The sequence below is a fragment of the Paenibacillus typhae genome, assembly GCF_900099765.1.
GTDB classification, from domain to species: domain Bacteria; phylum Bacillota; class Bacilli; order Paenibacillales; family Paenibacillaceae; genus Paenibacillus_AQ; species Paenibacillus_AQ typhae.
Genome location: NZ_FNDX01000003.1, coordinates 293,173 through 309,798 on the forward strand (window position 1 = coordinate 293,173; position 16,626 = coordinate 309,798).

The 16,626-nt window shown below is 55.8% G+C and carries 13 protein-coding genes; 2 read left to right on the forward strand and 11 right to left on the reverse strand.

The features are described 5' to 3' along the window. Positions 1–32: 32 nt before the first annotated feature. The 4 genes from BLR64_RS04555 to BLR64_RS04570 form a co-directional block, all read right to left on the reverse strand. The gene (locus BLR64_RS04555; protein WP_090712601.1) at positions 33–917 is read right to left on the reverse strand and encodes a carbohydrate ABC transporter permease; all 885 of its coding nucleotides are present in this window, start codon (positions 915–917) and stop codon (positions 33–35) included. 14 nt (positions 918–931) lie between these two features. Further along, positions 932–1,918, reverse strand: coding sequence for an ABC transporter permease (locus BLR64_RS04560; RefSeq protein WP_090712603.1), 987 nt, complete (start codon positions 1,916–1,918; stop codon positions 932–934). A gap of 238 nt (positions 1,919–2,156) precedes the next feature. Next, a complete protein-coding gene (locus BLR64_RS04565; protein WP_090712606.1) occupies positions 2,157–4,493 on the reverse strand; it encodes an AraC family transcriptional regulator in 2,337 nt (778 codons plus the stop codon). A 108-nt stretch (positions 4,494–4,601) separates the two neighbouring features. Continuing rightward, positions 4,602–5,321, reverse strand: coding sequence for a GDSL-type esterase/lipase family protein (locus BLR64_RS04570; RefSeq protein ID WP_090712608.1), 720 nt, complete (start codon positions 5,319–5,321; stop codon positions 4,602–4,604). Positions 5,322–5,451: 130 nt separating this feature from the next. Here BLR64_RS04570 and BLR64_RS04575 point away from each other — a divergent pair, with 130 nt between their 5' ends. Beyond that, a complete protein-coding gene (locus tag BLR64_RS04575; RefSeq protein WP_090712610.1) occupies positions 5,452–6,330 on the forward strand; it encodes a helix-turn-helix domain-containing protein in 879 nt (292 codons plus the stop codon). On the opposite strand, the gene BLR64_RS04580 is transcribed toward BLR64_RS04575, so the two are convergent. After that, a complete protein-coding gene (locus BLR64_RS04580; RefSeq protein ID WP_090712612.1) occupies positions 6,331–7,236 on the reverse strand; it encodes a helix-turn-helix transcriptional regulator in 906 nt (301 codons plus the stop codon). Positions 7,237–7,369: 133 nt separating this feature from the next. Between BLR64_RS04580 and BLR64_RS04585 the strand changes: the two genes are divergently transcribed. Then, on the forward strand, positions 7,370–9,355 hold the full coding sequence (locus tag BLR64_RS04585) for an alpha-amylase family protein (protein ID WP_090712615.1): 1,986 nt from the start codon (positions 7,370–7,372) through the stop codon (positions 9,353–9,355). Between the two features lie 489 nt (positions 9,356–9,844). Here the strand turns inward: BLR64_RS04585 and BLR64_RS04590 are convergent, their stop codons facing one another. From BLR64_RS04590 to BLR64_RS04615, 6 genes are all read right to left on the reverse strand, one after another. Continuing rightward, complete coding sequence (locus BLR64_RS04590; RefSeq protein ID WP_090712617.1) at positions 9,845–10,639, reverse strand: SDR family NAD(P)-dependent oxidoreductase; 795 nt, start codon at positions 10,637–10,639, stop codon at positions 9,845–9,847. 111 nt (positions 10,640–10,750) lie between these two features. Beyond that, positions 10,751–11,782: a helix-turn-helix transcriptional regulator gene (locus BLR64_RS04595; protein ID WP_415840958.1), complete on the reverse strand. Its 1,032-nt coding sequence runs from the start codon at positions 11,780–11,782 to the stop codon at positions 10,751–10,753. Between the two features lie 224 nt (positions 11,783–12,006). After that, positions 12,007–12,444, reverse strand: coding sequence for an RbsD/FucU family protein (locus tag BLR64_RS04600; RefSeq protein WP_090712619.1), 438 nt, complete (start codon positions 12,442–12,444; stop codon positions 12,007–12,009). Between the two features lie 21 nt (positions 12,445–12,465). Next, positions 12,466–13,116: a class II aldolase/adducin family protein gene (locus BLR64_RS04605; RefSeq protein ID WP_090712621.1), complete on the reverse strand. Its 651-nt coding sequence runs from the start codon at positions 13,114–13,116 to the stop codon at positions 12,466–12,468. A 12-nt stretch (positions 13,117–13,128) separates the two neighbouring features. Next, a complete protein-coding gene (locus BLR64_RS04610) occupies positions 13,129–14,568 on the reverse strand; it encodes a rhamnulokinase (protein WP_090712623.1) in 1,440 nt (479 codons plus the stop codon). Positions 14,569–14,593: 25 nt separating this feature from the next. Then, on the reverse strand, positions 14,594–16,360 hold the full coding sequence (locus BLR64_RS04615; protein ID WP_090712625.1) for an L-fucose isomerase: 1,767 nt from the start codon (positions 16,358–16,360) through the stop codon (positions 14,594–14,596). Between the last annotated feature and the right edge of the window lie 266 nt (positions 16,361–16,626).

A 16,626-nucleotide genomic window follows, 5' to 3' on the forward strand; every position in this document is an offset into this window, starting at 1 on the left:
GTGACCTCCTGTACTTTGTACATGATTGTATGTTAACCCTTTAGGGAGCCAACCGTAAGCCCTTTGACAAAAAACCGCTGGAAAAACGGGAAGATCACCAGCATCGGTCCGCCGGCCAGCACCGCAATCGCCATCCGCGCCGAGCTGTTCGGGAAGCTGGACAAATCAATGCCGAGCTGTCCGGTAAACTCCGAATTGGTTGTGAGAAACTCGATACTGTTGAGCGTCCGCACCAGCAGCAGCTGCAGCGGCACCTTATTCGGATCATCGATGTAGAGCATCGCGTTAAACCATTCGTTCCAGTAGGTGAAGGAAATCAGCAGCCCGAGTGTCGCCAGCGCCGGAGTGGAGAGCGGCAGGATGATCCGGAAAAAGATGCGGAACTCCCGCGCCCCGTCGATTTTGGCCGATTCAATGATCTCGAGCGGAATCTTGGACATGAACCCTTTCATAACCATAATGTTGAACGGTGAGAGGAGAATCGGCAGAATCAGCGCCCACAGACTGTCCTTCAGATGCAGGTATTGCGTAATGAGGATGTAGGAGGGAACGAGCCCGCCGCTGAACAGCATCGTAAAGAACACATAAAAGGTAGTCACCCGGTTATACCGGTAATCCTGCCGGGAAATCACGTACGCGGTCATCGCGGTCAGCAGCAGGCCTAACAGCGCTCCGACTACAGTTATGGTGATGGTCACCCCGTAAGCACGGAACAGGATATCCGGGGCGTCCAGCAGATAACGGTAGGCGTCCAGACTAAATTTTTCCGGGATGAACTGGTATCCGTTGGCGGTCAACGACTTTTCGTCCGTCAGCGACACGGCAACGACCAGCAGAAACGGCAGAATGACTACAAGGGAAAGCACCGTAAACAGCAGATTAATGAACAGCTTGGAGAATTCAAATTTTCGGGCCACTGTCTGGCACCTCCTTACCATAGAGAGTTATCAGGATCGACTTTGCGCACAATTCCGTTGGCCGTCAGCACCAGCACCAGACCGACAACCGACTGGTAAAAGCCTGTAGCCGCAGACATGCTCACATTGCCGACTTCACGCAGCGCACGGTACACATAAGTATCAATAATATCTGTAGAGCCGTAGAGAAAGCCTGAATTGTTCGGGATAAAATAGTGCAGGCCGAAGTCCCCGCGGAACATATTGCCGATAGACAGGATCAACATGATGATGATGATTGGAGCCATAAGCGGGATGGTGATTTTGAACGCCATCTGCCGTTTGGTCGCCCCGTCGATCCGCGCCGCCTCGTAATATTCACTGTTGATTCCAATAATGCCGGCAAAATAAATCAGCGTGTTGAAGCCCACTACCTTCCATAATTGCACCAGGATGAGGATAACCGGCCATGGCGCGGCATCCTGGTACCAGCTGACCGGATTAAGGCCGAACGATTCCAGCGTGCGGTTGATGAAGCCGTCGGAATGGTTCAGAAAGGCGTATGCGACATACCCTACAAGTACCCATGACAGGAAATGGGGCAAAAACAGCGCAGTCTGGTAGAACTTGCTTACCTTGGCCTTGATTTCGTTCATCAGGATCGCCAGCAGCAGCGCCGCCGAGGTCCCCACCAGAATATAAGCGGTATTATAAAGAACGGTGTTGCGGGTAATCCGCCATGCTGTATCGGTGGTGAACAAATAACGGAAATTATCCAGCCCCACCCACTCGCTGCCGAAGATGCCCAGATCATAACGGTAGTTTTTGAAGGCGATAATCAGGCCGATCATTGGAATATAGGCAAAAATCAATTTGTACAAAATCCCCGGCAGGGAGAGCAGAAACAGCTCGCGGTTGTTCTTAAAATGATGCAGCTCTCTTCCCGCCCATGACTTCCTGCGTTTTCCCGGCGGTGCACCCGCATGTGCCCTCTGCCCGGTAAGTGTGACGTTCTTCTGCATAACCAAAGCCCCTTCCTTTCTTCGTTAACGGCTGCCTGTGTGTCAGGCTTTGCATGGCCTAAGAATAGCGCAGCAGCAAGCATTTACGGTACTGTACAATCGCAAGAATGCTGTAAATCCGGACTGTACAGTTCCCTGATTTCTGCTTCCGGACAGAGGCGTGCTGCGGCTGTGCGGCAAAAGGCCAAAAAGGCCCGCTGAATGAAAAAATCTCACTCGCGGGCCCGGCATTCCGTTATTATTTGCTGCGGTCAATCGCTGATTTCAGGCGGTATTCCTTCGGGGTCGTCCCGTAGCGGCGTTTGAACAGCCGGTAAAAATAGCTTTCGTTGCCGAAGCCGACCTTTTCCATTATCTCTGTCACGGTCAAATCCTTCTGCTCGAGGTATTCCCTGGCATAGGCCAGGCGCGCCGCATTGATCTGGTCAACAACCGTTATGCCCTCCTGCGCCTTGAACACCTGGCCCAGATAAACGGAGCTCATCTTCAGCATGTCGGCGATCCGCTGCACATTCAGGTCAGGGTCGGCATAATGCCGGTCGATAATCTCCTTCACGGTCTCCGCCAGCAGGCGGCTCTTGTCCTCGCGGCCGCTCCGGCGCTGCTCGGCAACCTCGCGCACGACCTCCAGCAGCACGGCTTCGATTTCATCAAGCGTCTCTTTCTCCAGAATCCGCCGGTTAATGGCCTGCAGGTTGACGGATACGGGATTGACGTTATGGCTGTTCATCTCACCGAGTGTATTGCTCAGGGTAACTGCCAGATGCAGCACCGCCGAGAACATATTCTCGTAGCTGAAGCTGCCGAGCAGCTCCCGCCAGCTGCGGATCGCCTGCTCCGTCTCCTGCAGATCGCCGCCCTTCAGCCCTTCCATCAGCTGCCGCTCCAGCTCCTGCGGGATGCGCAGTGTCTCATTCTGCTCATTTTCAAGCAGATTCTCCGGCTCAAGCACCGCCCCTTTGCCGTAGATCATCCGGTAATGGGAATGGCGGACGGCCAGATTATAATGCCGGGTAATGCTGCGGTAGTCCGTGAACATCTCGCTGAGCGTAACCGTAAATGTAATCCGGTAATACGCCTGAACGGTTTGCTGAAGCTCTCTGAACCGTCCGCCCAGCTGCTCCAGCCCAACGGCTGCGGCTGTTTGGTCTGCTGCTCCTGCTCCGCTGCCGCATATAAAGACGAGGTGCCCGCTTTTCATATCTACAGCTTCGCACGAGCCGTCCTGGCTGAGCAGCTCCTGGCCGATGTTAGCAATGGCAAAGTACAGCAGGGACTCCATCGCAGCGCCCTGGCCGGCGGCAAGCCCCTGAAGATCGTCAATCTGCACCAGGGCGAGCCGCAGCGGCGCCGGATAAGCAATATCTATGCCATATTGCTCCCTGATCTGCAGGAACGCATTCTCGTCTACACTTCCGCTTGCCCCGACCAGGCTGCGCAGCTGATACACCTTGGCAATATTCGACTGCGAGGCCCGTTCCTGCTCCAGCCCCTTCAGCTTGCCGATCATCTCCGTTACATTGGCTGCAATTAGCGACAGTTCATCCTGGCCCTGCGGGGTGCCGCGTTCAATCTGCGGCACCAGCGTCAGCAGCTGGCCGACCGGCTTATACAGCCGCAGCGAAAAGAACACGGACAGCATGACCGCAAGCAGAACCACGGACAGCGTTACCGCCACCTCTGTCCATTTCATCTGCCGCACGCTGCCCAGCACCACATCATAATCCTGCAGGCTGACAATCTGCCAGTTATTCAGCGCCTTGCTTAAATAAGTGACCTTGTATTTCCGGTCTTCATGATTGTAGATAAAGGAATCCACCGGCTTCTCCGATGGCGTAAGCCGCGGCAGCAGGTCCTGCTTAATATTAAGTCCTGCAGGCAGCAGCCCGTCGGTCGAGATCAGCACCTCGCCTTCGCTGTCAGTAATGAAAAGCACATCGTTTTGCCGCTCCGCCACCAGATTAAGCGCTTTCACATTATCAAGCATCCAGTCCGGCTTCACCGTCAGAATCAGCACATTGTCATTAATGGAGCCCAGCGCATCCCCGTCATAAAGAAAGAAGGCAAACACGTCGATCCCGTCGTTGTTGCCGTCCAGATCCAGGGGAATCAGCTGCAGCTTCGGCAGACCGGACCTTGAAGCCATATAGCTCTCTAATGCCCCATACAGGACACTGTTGTTGATGTCATGGTTAAGTGACGAAAAGAACCGCTGCTGCGCACCGTTATAGAATACTGCGGCGTGCAGATACGGCGATGAGGCGACGGTATGATTCAGGCGTTCTATTTTGAGAATGCTCTGCTTGTAATCTGCCCCTGACTTCAGCGCGAGCAGCTCTTCGTCGTTATACAGTGATACGGCCAGATCCCTCACGATGCCATTCATATTCTCAACGTTATAGTTGATCTGGGTCAGCAGCTTCCGGTCAGCTTCATTCTGCAGGCTGAGCACCCGGCTGCGGGCACTGGCATTCAAAAAAAGCGAGGCAACAGCAAGTGTGGCAACCACCAGCATAAAGCTGAGCAAAATCCGCTGCAGATATTTGCGTGAACGGATCGTCTGGAGTACATTCATGGGTTCACTCCCCCTGCGCTTAGGTGACCTAACTATAATCCCGGCTGATTTTGCCTGTCAATCCGCCCTTTGGGGCACCTTTTGTTATTCCCGGCGCACATCCGGCCATCATTCCGGCTCTGCACCAAAAAGCTCCTGTAAAAGCGTATGCGCCATCACCCGGTGGCCGGAGGCATCCGGATGAATCCCGTCACCGTAACGGTAAGCGGAATTTAGCGACCGTTCCTGCCTGATGTGCTTCACCAGCGGCGTGCGCAGATCGATGATCTGATCAGCCGGACAGCCGCCGGCTAACAGCCAGTCCGCGTAAAGCTCCAGCACCCGGTCGTAATCCCTGTAGGGGGTCAGATAACTGAAATCATCCGCATCCGCCGGCAGCAGCGGGCCGTTCATGGACCCGGCATCGAACGGCGGCGGAGTCAGCAGGACCAGCTTGGCCCCGGCTTCATGAATCTGTGCACTCAGCCGCCGCATTCCGTCCTGATAGGCCGCAAACCTTTCAGCGGAGAAGGGATGGTAGATTCCGTCATTCATCCCGTAGCAGGCTACGGCTACATCCGGGCAGGCTTCGGCGAGCTCCCTTGTGAGCCGTCCATGGATACACGGACGCGGAAACGGATGTGCCGCTTCGCTGAGTCCCGAGGCCGTCTCGCTTGGCACTCCCCGTGCCGTCAGCCGGACTCCCGGGTGCGGCCGGTGCTCCTTCAGCCATTCTCCGGCCAGCCGGATATATTGACCGTCAGCCGTGATGCTGTCTCCAAGAAACAGGACGTGCGGCTGTACGGAATTCTGGTTTTCCGTTTCTTTATCAGTAAATAAATGCAGCATGCTTTTCCCTCCTGACAATTACGCGAAGGCGTGTGGCTTCCTTTAACGGCGGTATGCCCGCAACCTAATGGTAGCGCCGCCTGCCCTTTTCCGCCTTGACGATATCGCCCTTCCTTAGCATAATATTGCCATGACAACCAAATTATTAGCGCGGGACATCGGACTTGAGCCCGGATTTACCTTCCGGATCCAGAAATGTCCGCTGACGCATGATTACTATGTACACAGCCATGATTTCTCTGAGCTTGTCGTCATTCTGTCGGGAAGCGCCGTGCATATCATCGAGGGGAGAGAGTATCCGGTTACGGCCGGCCAGGTTTTTCTGATCCACAGCGGTGTTTCCCATGGTTACAAGAATGTCGAGGATATTGAGTATGTGAATGTGATGTTCCAGCCCGAGGAGCTGCTGCAGCAGCCTGAGCTCAGGCTACTTCCGGGTTTCCAGGCGCTGTTCTACATCGAGCCCTTTTACCGCCAGGAGATGTATTTCAAGGGCATGCTTTCGCTGGATGCCGGACAGCTGCTGGAGGCTACACGGCTGCTTGATCTGATTCTCAGTGAGCATGAGCGCCGGGAGAACGGCTACCGCCTGATGGTCCGCACCTATTTTACCGCCCTGGTGGGCATGCTCTCCCGTTATTATCAGAACAGCAGCGGAGGCGAGGACAACAAGGCGCTGCGCATCGGTGAGGCGGTCACCTATATCGAGGAGCATTTCCTCCAGCCGGTCACCCTGCAGTCCATGGCGGATATGGCGTATATGTCGACCCGCCAGTTTCTGAGGGTCTTCACCCGGAATTATAAAACTACTCCCATGGACTATGTCATCCGCAAACGGCTGGACTATTCCTGTACACTGCTCCAAAATCCCGAGCTTCCGGTTCTGCAGGTTGCTATGGACAGCGGCTTCCACGACCAGAACTATTACGCCCGCCAGTTCCGCAAACATTTCAACTGCACGCCTACCGAATACCGCGGGCGGATCAACGGCTCCGGGGAGCGCGGGTAATCACTCCCTGCCCTCTCCTGCTGCCGCGGCTTCATCCCGCTGGCGCAGCCGTCTCCGGTAAGCTACCGGGGTCATGCCGAATCTTGCGCTGAACAGCCGGGTCAGGTAGTTGGCATCCCGGATGCCGATCCGTTCGGCAATATCGGAGACGCTGAGCACCGTGCCGCCGAGCAGCTTCTTGGCTTCCTCCAGCCGCCGCTGCAGCACATACTGCAGCGGCGTTGTCCCGATATGCTGCTTCATGCATCTCGTAATATAATCCGCCTGGAAATGCAGCTCCTCCTGCAGCCCTGTCACCTGAAACGGCTCCTTCCAATGCCTGTCGAGATAAGCCGCCGCTGCCCGGGCCAGCCGGACCGCCGGCTCCGGCAGCGCCGTGCGGGCGCATTCCGCCTGAAGGGCTGCCATCAGCTCGGCCAGCAGAACATGCAGCCGCAGGGCATTCTCGGCGTTCAGCCGGCTGTGAATCTCGTTCATCTCATCCAGAATCGGCTCCAGCGCCTCTACGTCTACGGCAGCAAACTTCGGCATGTACAGCCGCTGCTGTGCAGAGGGCTCCTCATCCTCTACCGTTCCTTTGGCCAGCAGTGCAGACCAGGGAATCTCCTCCTGCAGGATATAAGCCGGCTTCCCCTCATGGATGAAATGCACCCAGTAAATCTCCGTATCCTCTTCACAGACCTTGTAGCCCTCGTGCGGCAGCCCTGCCTCAAGCACCAGCAGCCTGCCCGGGCCGATCGCGTATTCCTTCCCCTGTTCAGCCATGTAGAGCGTTCCCCGCTTGACCAGCAGCAGATCATATACCCCGAAGGTACGGGCAAAATGCCGGTCACCCGGCGACCAGACGGCCAGTCCCACCGTGACAAACTTCGGCAGCGGCGGAATCGTAAATTCCAGACAGTGCACCGTATCCCCTCCTTATCCCAAAGTCGGTTTTGTGCTATTTCAAGTCTATATTATCACTGGTAGCGCTTGCAGAAAAGAGGTACATTGACTGGGAATCGCTTTACATCCAATTTCTATAAGGGGCTGTTCATCCATGCGTTTCCGTCAGGTTCATCTCGACTTCCATACCTCCGAGGCCATTCCCGGCATCGGAAAAGATTTCAGCAAAGCCCAGTTTCAGTCCATGCTGCGCGCGGGTCATGTCGATTCCATCACTGTGTTCTCCAAATGCCATCACGGCTGGGCCTACCATCCCAGCGAAGCCAATGAGACCCATCCGCATCTCGGCTTCGATCTGCTGGGGGAAATGATAGAAGCTGCCCATGAAATCGGGGTCCGCACACCGGTCTATTTATCTGCCGGCCTGGATGAAAAGCTGGCCCGCCGCCATCCCGAATGGCTGATCCGCGACGCGGAGGACCGTACGCGCTGGGTGAAGGATTTCATGACACCGGGCTACCACGAGTTCTGCCTGGGCACGCCTTATCTGGATATTCTCCTGGCCCAGATTCATGAGGTAGTCACCCGTTACGATGCAGACGGCATCTTCCTCGATATCGTCGGCGCGCGCAAGTGCCGCTGCCAGTACTGCGTAGCCGCCCTGCGGGCTGACGGCAAAGACCCGCGCGACGAAGAGGCAGTCGTCCGCCTGGGCGAGCAAACCTACCTCAACTATGCGCGCCGCGTCCGCGAGACCATCGACGCCGTGAAGCCCGGCCTGCCTGTCTATCACAACAACGGCCATCAGCAGCGGGGCCGGCGTGACCTCGTCCATGTCAACACCCATCTTGAGCTGGAATCGCTCCCGACGGGTGGCTGGGGGTACGACCATTTCCCGCTGTCCGCCCGATACGCCCAGCCGCTCGGCCTGGAATTTCTCGGCATGACCGGCAAATTCCATACCTCCTGGGGCGAATTCGGCGGCTACAAGCATCCGAACGCGCTGCGCTATGAAGCCGCGCTCAGCCTCGCCCACGGTGCCAAATGCTCCATTGGCGACCAGCTTCACCCCTCCGGCCTGATGGATGAAGCCACCTATGCCCTGATCGGCGCCGCCTATGCCGAGGTCGAGTCGAAGGAGCCATGGTGCAGCGGCGTTACCTCCGTTGCCGACATCGCCGTCCTGTCCCTGGAGGCGGCGCGCGAAGCCTGCCCGGGCGGCCAGGCGCTGAAGGGAGCGCGCAATCTGGCCGATGCCGGAGCGGTACGCATCCTTACCGAAGGCCACTATCTGTATGACATCGTAGATACAGATAGTGACTGGTCGGCCTACAAGGTGCTGGTGCTGCCGGATGAGGTACCGGTCTGGCCGGAGCTGGCGGCAGCCATCACCGCCTTTACCGCCGCAGGCGGCAAGGTGCTGGCTACCGGACGGTCCGGCCTGAACCCGGCCGGGGATGCCTTTGCGCTGGACCTGGGAGTGAACTGGCTGGGAACGAATACGTTCCGCCCGTCCTATTTCCGTCCGCACTTTACACCCGCTGCGCTGCAGCAAGCTTCCTTTGTCATGTACGGCGAGGGCCAGTTGGTGGAGCTGAGCGGCGGGAACGCCCTGGGCCATCTGGAGAACCCGTATTTCAACCGCGATGTCTTCACCTTCTGCTCACACCAGCACACGCCGGGTGCCCGGGAGGACAACGGGCCGGCCATGGTCGAAAGCGGCAGCGGAATCTACATCGCCTGGGATGTATTCAGCGAATATGCGGACGGCGGCCATCTCATCCTCAAGGAGATGGTGCTCCATGCGCTGTCCCGCCTGGTGCCGCAGCCTGTCCTCCGCACCAGCCTCCCGGCGCGGGGCATCACCACCCTGCAGTATCAGCAGGCTGAGCGCCGCTACGTGAACCATCTGCTCTATGCGGCTCCGGCGCTGAAGGGCCGCATCGAGGTGATCGAGGACATCGTGCCGCTGCAGGGTGTCTCCGTCAGTCTGCGGCTCCCGTCCCCTGCAGCCGTCAAGCGGGTCTACCTGGCTCCGGCGATGACCGGTCTGCCGTTTACGGCAGAGCAAAACGGCGGGATCACTTACACTGTCCCGCATCTTGAGAATCACCAGATGGCTGTGATCGAGCTGGCTTAGGGGCCGCACAGAGGACGCGCCACTGGCTATCCTTAATACAAATAGCAGCAGCCTCAGGCTAACAAATAGTCCGGGGCTGCTGCTGTCACTTACTATGTTTTGCAAAATTCCATCCGGAGGATGGGGAATGGACGCTCATCCACATTTAGTTGGATTTTTGCTACTTAAATCCGGCTTTCTCCTGAACTCTCGAACATTAGGTGGAAAAACGCCACCTAATTTAGCCTTTTTCTCGCTTCAGTTGCATTCTCGGCGATATTAAGTGGTGTTTATCCATCTAGTTTTCCGATAGCGGCGCTCACTGTAAAATTAGATGGCAAATTTCCACTTAGCTTGATGAGCAGTCCCTGCAGTGCTATACCTGCAGCGCAATACATGCAGTGCAATACATGCAGTGCCATACTTGCAGATTTATTGCCGGGAAACCGGCAGTTGATCTGCCTATTTTACCGCACATTCACTCTACAAGAACTGTCTATCCTGATCGCCTCAATAAATCGTCGGCACCATTCCCCCGTCCATCCGGACAGCCGAGCCTCTGAACGCCGCTCCATAAGGGCTGCAGATAAAAGCCGCCAGCTTCCCGATCTCAGCCGGTCTGATAAAGCGCTGGAGCTCCGATTGCGGCAGGTTCCCCGCCATGAATTTCTTTTCTTTTTCCGCAAAGGGGATGTTGTCAGCGGCGTAGATTCCCTCAATGATCTGCTGCACCTTTTCAGACAGTGTCGGTCCGGGCATGATCGTATTGACTGTCACTTCGGTCCCGGCGGTCAATCTGGACAAGCTTCTGGAAAGGGAGAGCAGCGCTGATTTGGTCACTGCATACTGCGGCATCTGGCCTGAAGGCATGACCGCCTCCTCGCTCGCAATAAAAATTACGCGGCCCTTGTTATTTTCCAGCATTCTTGGCAGATAGAATCTGCATAATGCGTTGGCGGCGAGCACATTCGTACGGAAATACTTTTCCCAGATCTCATCGGTTGCGTCGGCATAGCCCATGATTTCATAGATGCCCATATTATTCACCAGAATATCCACCTGCGGGTATTTCTCAAATAAAGCTTCCCTCTGTGTAATATCGGTAAGGTCTGCTGCAGCAGCCTGCGGAGAAGTCTCCGGAAATGCCTTGCGGATCTCGTCCACAGTCCGTTCTGCTTCCTCCCGGCTTCTGCCGTTAATCAGTACATTCACGCCTTCTCCAGCCAGCTCCATGGCCACCGCTTTGCCGATTCCCTTGGTTGATCCTGTTACTAAGGCCGTTTTTCCCAGCAAATTCATATCCATAGCGCATGTCTCCCCAATGCTGTAATTCAGAACCTCAAACATAACCTTGCGTTCCGTCAGGGATTATCATACTTTACCGGGAATGCCGGGTAACTAGCCTGCCCTGCCAATCTACTTGCCGTACACGCCATCTTCCTGCTGAACCGTATGCTCCAGACGCCAGCGGGCCGGTGTAGCCCCTTCCCATACCCTGAATGCGCGGTAAAAGGAGTTCTGATCCTCATACCCGACCAGACAAGCGACTTCTTTAATTTCGAGCGAAGGGTCTGCCAGATATTCCCTGGCCTGCTCATGCCTGGCCTGCGTCAGCAGCGCCTTGAAGCTTGTCCCTTCCTCCCTCAGCCGCCGCTGCAGCGTCCGGTCACTCAGATTAAGCTCCCTGGCCACAGCCTGGATATCATACTGTCCGCCCATGAGGCTCCGCCTGATAATCCACTTAACGGTCTCGGCAACAGTGGGGCTGGCCTGCTGCTCATTCAATGTCCGGTCCAGAGCGGGTGTCAGTATAGCCAGCAGCTCTTCATTATAGGTGGTAAAAGGAAGGTCCAGGTCGCTGCGCCGCAGAATGAGCCGGTTCCTCCCCGTTCCGGTCTGGACAGGACACCCGAAATACGCCTCCAGCGCTGTTACATCAGCAGCCGGATGTGAGAACTCCACTGCTCGGGCTTTTATAGCCTGTCCCGTTCCCCTCCGGCCCAGCTCCAAAAGGTACGCCAGCGTAACTCCGATCAGAATCTGCGGGATAGATGACTCTGAATGCTGCCATTGCAGCTCAACCCTGCATTCCTCATCCGCCTCCGTAATAACCAGCTGCTCGGGCGGGCACATTTGTTTATATCTGGCCATGCGGTGAAGCGCATCGCGGTAATCACGGGCATGATACGTAGCCAGCACATCCGGCGGATAGTGTACCGTTTCAAAAGACGTTACAAGTCCGGTGATGCCCTCCGCAATATCCGGAGACAGCTCTCCAAAAGCCTGCCAGACCGCAAAATACTCTGCAGCACTAACCTTGGGCTCTTTAGTGACTGCAAGCGGAAGCCGGGCCTGCCGGGCTATCTCTGCGGGGGCAATTCCTAATTGCTGTACCCCGGACCAGAAGCCAAACGGAAATTTGATATATTTTTCAGAATGCAGCATCATACAGGATTCTCCTTATACAGCATGGCAATGCGTGTTTTATATAAAAGCATACGCTCTAACCTATTCAAAAGTCTAACTTTTGCCGGGAGTGTGCATACATTTGACTTCTTTTCTGCTGCCGGCTCTGCACAATCAAAAAAGGCCACAGCACATGGACATGGTGGCTGTGGCCTCACTATTTTCATCAAAAGTTCAGTTTTCATAGCCGCATTTCGGATGAGCTCTCAGCGGTCCTCTGCTGTTACGACACCTTTTTTAATAATGATATTTCCGTAAAGGGCCTCTTCCCCCGTAACCACAACGGCATAGCTCTGCCTGGAGCGGTTGTAAAAGTCAAAGCGTTCCTCATACTCAACCGTCGCCCTGCTGTCATGCTTCCCAAGAATAGCTTCATACACGGACCAGATTTCCGGCACAGACGGATCGCCCTCCACTACAGTCATAAAAGCCGCCTGATGCGGCACATAATGATCCAGCGGCAGCAGCTCAAGGATCGCATCAAGCAGTGCAGGGATTCCTGTCCCGTCATATCTCAGCACTCTGTTATGCAGGGCATGACCAGGAAAATGGGCATCCGCCAGCACCAGCTCATCCCCGTGGCCCATCTCCATCAGCACGCGGACCAGTTCGGGGGACAGCAGCTTGGGAATTTTCTTCAGCATGCTGTACCTCCTTGGACAGCCTTACATCCCATAAAAAGACCTCAGGGCAACCAGCTCATCAATCCGGTGCTGCGGCAGCTCACGTTCCCCGCCGATCATCCGGGTAATATACGTCAGCTTCGCTGTGTATTCCAGCCGCTCCATGTTCATGTAGGCGCTCATAACATCCTTGCCCCAGGTCAGGGCGCCGTGGCTTTCCAGCAGGACGGCCGTTTTCTTGCCCAGGAACGGGATCAGCGAATCCGGGATTTCTTCCGTTGAAGGTGTCCCGTAAGCCGCCAGTGGAATATCTCCCATTGCTATGACCGACTCCGGCATCATCATTTTATCCAGCGGCTCGCCCTTGATCGCAAAAGCTGTCGCATAAGGCGGATGGGCGTGCACCACCCCGTTCATTTCGGGCAGCTCATTATAGATCCGCAGGTGCATCTTCACTTCAGTGGAAGGACGGTACCCTTCTGCCGCTTCAAGGATTTCCCCCTGCAGATTAACCTTAACGAGCATATGCGGCTGCAAATAACCCTTGCTGACCCCGGTCGGTGAAGCAAGAATCTCGGTTTCGGACAGACGGGCCGAAATATTCCCGTCATTGGCGGCAATAAAATCCTTGTTAAACAGATTTCTGCCGATGTCACAGATCAGCAGGCGCAGCTCTTGTTCTTTCTGATTCATGGTAACTCTCCTTTATCTCGATGGATAATAACGGACAAGCGTATAAGATTGTGCTACAAGCTCTCTTAGCGCAGAAGCCTTGACTGCTCCCAGAGCGGCTAACTGGACAGCTATATTACCGGTTGCGCTGGCCTCGGCAGGCCCCGCGATAATCTCTTTTCCGGTGGCATCAGCCGTAAGCTGGCACAGCAGCTCATTGCGGATGCCTCCGCCCACCATGTGGATTGCGCGGATGCCCTGTCCGGTCAGCGTCTCCAGCTCACTTATTGTTTGGGCATAAGCCGAGGCAAGGCTCTGCAGAATGGTCAGAATCACCTCGCCCTTACTTACCGGCGGCTGCTGCCCGGTCCGGCCACAATAGGCTGCAATCCGGCCTGGCATATCCCCGGGTGTGCTGAACAGGACATCATCCGGGTCAATGACAGCTGCAGCATAACCTTCGCTTCGGGCTTCTGCGGCAAGCCGGACCGCCTCCTGATGAGACACCGGCTCACCCGCCTGCGCCCAGCCTCTTTGCGTCTCCTGCAAAATCCACAGTCCCGTAATATTCTTCAGTAGCCGGTTTCCGCCGCCGAAGCAGCCCTCATTCGTAAAGCCGTAGTCACGGGCCTGATCCGTCAGCACCGGCTGCTCAGTCTCCATGCCTGCCAGGGACCAGGTTCCGCAGCTGATAAAAGCGGCCGTCTCTGCTCCCGGTCCATATGGAATGGAAGCCACCGCAGATGCCGTGTCATGGGCGGCCCCGGCAATGACCTGCAGCGGGCCTGTGCCAAGCTCTTCCTGCAGCGCTGGCAGCAGCTGGCCGGTCACGCTTCCGGCCGGCACCAGCTCCGGAATCAGGCTAAGCGGAAGCCGCAGCCTGTTCATCACCTTGGCGGATGGAGCGGCTGATCCGGCGGCCAGCAGACCGCTGGTGCTCCAGATCGTCTGCTCCCCGGCGGCGGTGCCGGAGAGCAGATAATGGAACAGGTCCGGCATCAGCAGCATCCGGTCTGCGGTCTCCCTGAGCCAGGGACTCTCCTCCAGATCCGCGTACAGCTGATACACCGTATTAATTCTCGCTGATTGATTGCCCGTCAATCTAAACTGCTCATCCGGCGGCAGCAGCTCCTCAAGAATAGGAGCGCATGCAGCTGTCCGCTGGTCCCGGTAATGATGCGGGGCGTACAGCAGCTGCCCCTTCCGGTCAATGAAGCCGTAGTCGACGCCCCAGGTATCCACGCTCACGGACGTCAAAGTCCCGTGCTCCCTGGCCGCTTTGCGTATTCCCTGCTTCATTTCATGAAACAGCTGCAGTACATCCCAGTACAAATGCCCATGCAGTTCAACCGGCTGATTGGCGAACCGGTGAACCTCCTCCATCTCTATACGTTTGCCGTCATACAGGCCCAGCATGACTCTGCCGGAGCTGGCCCCCAGGTCCACTGCCAGCAGCTTGATCACTTCATCCATATCCCGCACCTGCTTCGCTTGAGTTTTAGTACAGCGGCCCGAAGTTGCGGCAGGCTCTGTAATCTGCGCTCTCCAGATCCTCTGTACCGAACAGGGACCACACCCGCGGTCTAAAAATCCGGGATTCCTCCACATTGTGCATGCTGACCGGAATGCGCAGGATGGAGGCCAGCGTAATCAGATCCGCACCGATATGCCCGTAGCTGATTGCGCCGTGATTGGCTCCCCAGTTATTCATGACATCATAGACGGTTTTGAACGAGCCCTGATTCGTCAGCTTGGGAGCAAACCAGGTTGTCGGCCAGGTCGGGTCGGTCCGCTCATCCAGCGTCTTGTGCACTTCTTCAGGGAGCTCAACAGTATAACCCTCCACAAGCTGAAGCACGGGACCAAGCCCCTTAACCAGATTGAGCCGGGCCATCGTTACAGGCATTCCGCCCTTAGTTAAATAATCAGTGGAGAAGCCGCCCCCGCGGAAATATTCCTGTGAAGCCGGACGGAACTGGGTCTCAGCTATACAGCACTCCGCCTCCTCATCCGTAATCTCCCAGAACGGCTTAATCGCAGGCTTCCCGTCCACACTCTGCTCTCCCGTTCCATCCAGTGCTGCAGAGCCTGAGTTGATCAGATGCAGCAGCCCGTGCGCCGCCTCGCCTTCCAGTTCATATCCGGTCACCCGTTTAACCGCGGCAGGACTCCAGAAGGTCCGGACATCGGCAAAAATCTGTGCCGTATTCGTAAGCAGATAATTGAACAGCATCGTTACACCATTCAGGCTGTCATTCTCGGTAGCCACGATATACGGCGCCCGCCGGCCGTTCCAGTCAAAGGAAGAGTTCAGGATCGTCTCCATGAAATCCCCGTTTGGAAAATGATCCGTCCACTGCCGCTGGCCCTGGAAGCCGCCGACTATCGCGTTATGCCCGTTAGCCTCCTCCTCAAAACCGAGCTCAGCCAGCCGCGGGTTACCAACCATGAGGTCACGCGCGATGAGCGTCATTTTGACACAGGTCTCCCACTGCTGCTCCTTCAATTCATCACTGATCTGCAGGTGCTGCGGATTATTGTCCGCTCCGATGCGGCATTTTTCCTTAACCCAGGCCAGGGCCTGTGTAAATTCCTCTTTATCATAAATTTCTTCCTCGAACCGGCGCACGTATTCGGACATATCGATGTATTCATTCCGCATGCCCAGATAGTCCTGAAAGAACTGTTCGTTCACAATCGAGCCGGCAATCCCCATCGAGACAGAGCCCATCGACAGATATGATTTACCTTTCATAAGTGCTACTGCCATAGCGGATTTGGCGAACTGCAGCAGCTTTGTCTGCACATCAGCCGGGATCTCTTCACTGCTGGATTCCTGCACATCCTCACCGTATATTCCGAACGCCGGAATTCCCTTTTGCGCATAAGCAGACAGAACAGCCGCCAGATAAACCGCCCCCGGGCGCTCCGTTCCGTTAAAACCCCACACTGCATGCGGAATCGTTGCATCCATATCCATCGTTTCCGAGCCATAACACCAGCATGGGGTTACGGTAATCGATACGCCGACATTCTGTCCGGCAAATTTCTGTGCGGCAGCCGCTGCTTCCTTCACACCGCCGATCGTTGAATCAGCGATAACGCACTCTACAGGAGTCCCGTCCGGGTAATAAAGGCTTTCCGTAAGAAACTTAGCCACCCGCTCCGCCATCCCCATGGTCTGGGCCTCCAGCGATTCACGGACACCGCGTCTTCTTCCATCAATCGTAGGCCGGATTCCAATCTTCGGATAATTTGTTGCCACTGCTGTTCCTCCTCAAATGAATTGGTTGGATATTGCGGCAGATCCTTTCAGACGTGAACCCAGTCCCCTTTTAAAGCGCTATCATGAAGGTGTTGTGAGACTGCCCCATCCATTGCCGCCTGATCCCGTACTCGATATTATAGTTGAGTTCATGTTTATCATAGAGTCGGAGTGGTTCAAAGTCAACAATATTCCACAACTTTTTATTATATTTATGTGGTTTTATGTGATATTGTAATAAAGTGATGTGGTTTTACGTGTGGGTT

Coding starts and splice junctions, on each gene's coding strand:
- BLR64_RS04560 (WP_090712603.1), bottom strand. CDS start 1,918: ATGCAGAAGAACGTCACACTTACCGGGCAGAGGGCACATGCGGGTGCA.
- BLR64_RS04565 (WP_090712606.1), bottom strand. CDS start 4,493: ATGAATGTACTCCAGACGATCCGTTCACGCAAATATCTGCAGCGGATT.
- BLR64_RS04570 (WP_090712608.1), bottom strand. CDS start 5,321: ATGCTGCATTTATTTACTGATAAAGAAACGGAAAACCAGAATTCCGTA.
- BLR64_RS04575 (WP_090712610.1), top strand. CDS start 5,452: ATGACAACCAAATTATTAGCGCGGGACATCGGACTTGAGCCCGGATTT.
- BLR64_RS04585 (WP_090712615.1), top strand. CDS start 7,370: ATGCGTTTCCGTCAGGTTCATCTCGACTTCCATACCTCCGAGGCCATT.
- BLR64_RS04590 (WP_090712617.1), bottom strand. CDS start 10,639: ATGGATATGAATTTGCTGGGAAAAACGGCCTTAGTAACAGGATCAACC.
- BLR64_RS04595 (WP_415840958.1), bottom strand. CDS start 11,782: ATGATGCTGCATTCTGAAAAATATATCAAATTTCCGTTTGGCTTCTGG.
- BLR64_RS04600 (WP_090712619.1), bottom strand. CDS start 12,444: ATGCTGAAGAAAATTCCCAAGCTGCTGTCCCCCGAACTGGTCCGCGTG.
- BLR64_RS04605 (WP_090712621.1), bottom strand. CDS start 13,116: ATGAATCAGAAAGAACAAGAGCTGCGCCTGCTGATCTGTGACATCGGC.
- BLR64_RS04610 (WP_090712623.1), bottom strand. CDS start 14,568: ATGGATGAAGTGATCAAGCTGCTGGCAGTGGACCTGGGGGCCAGCTCC.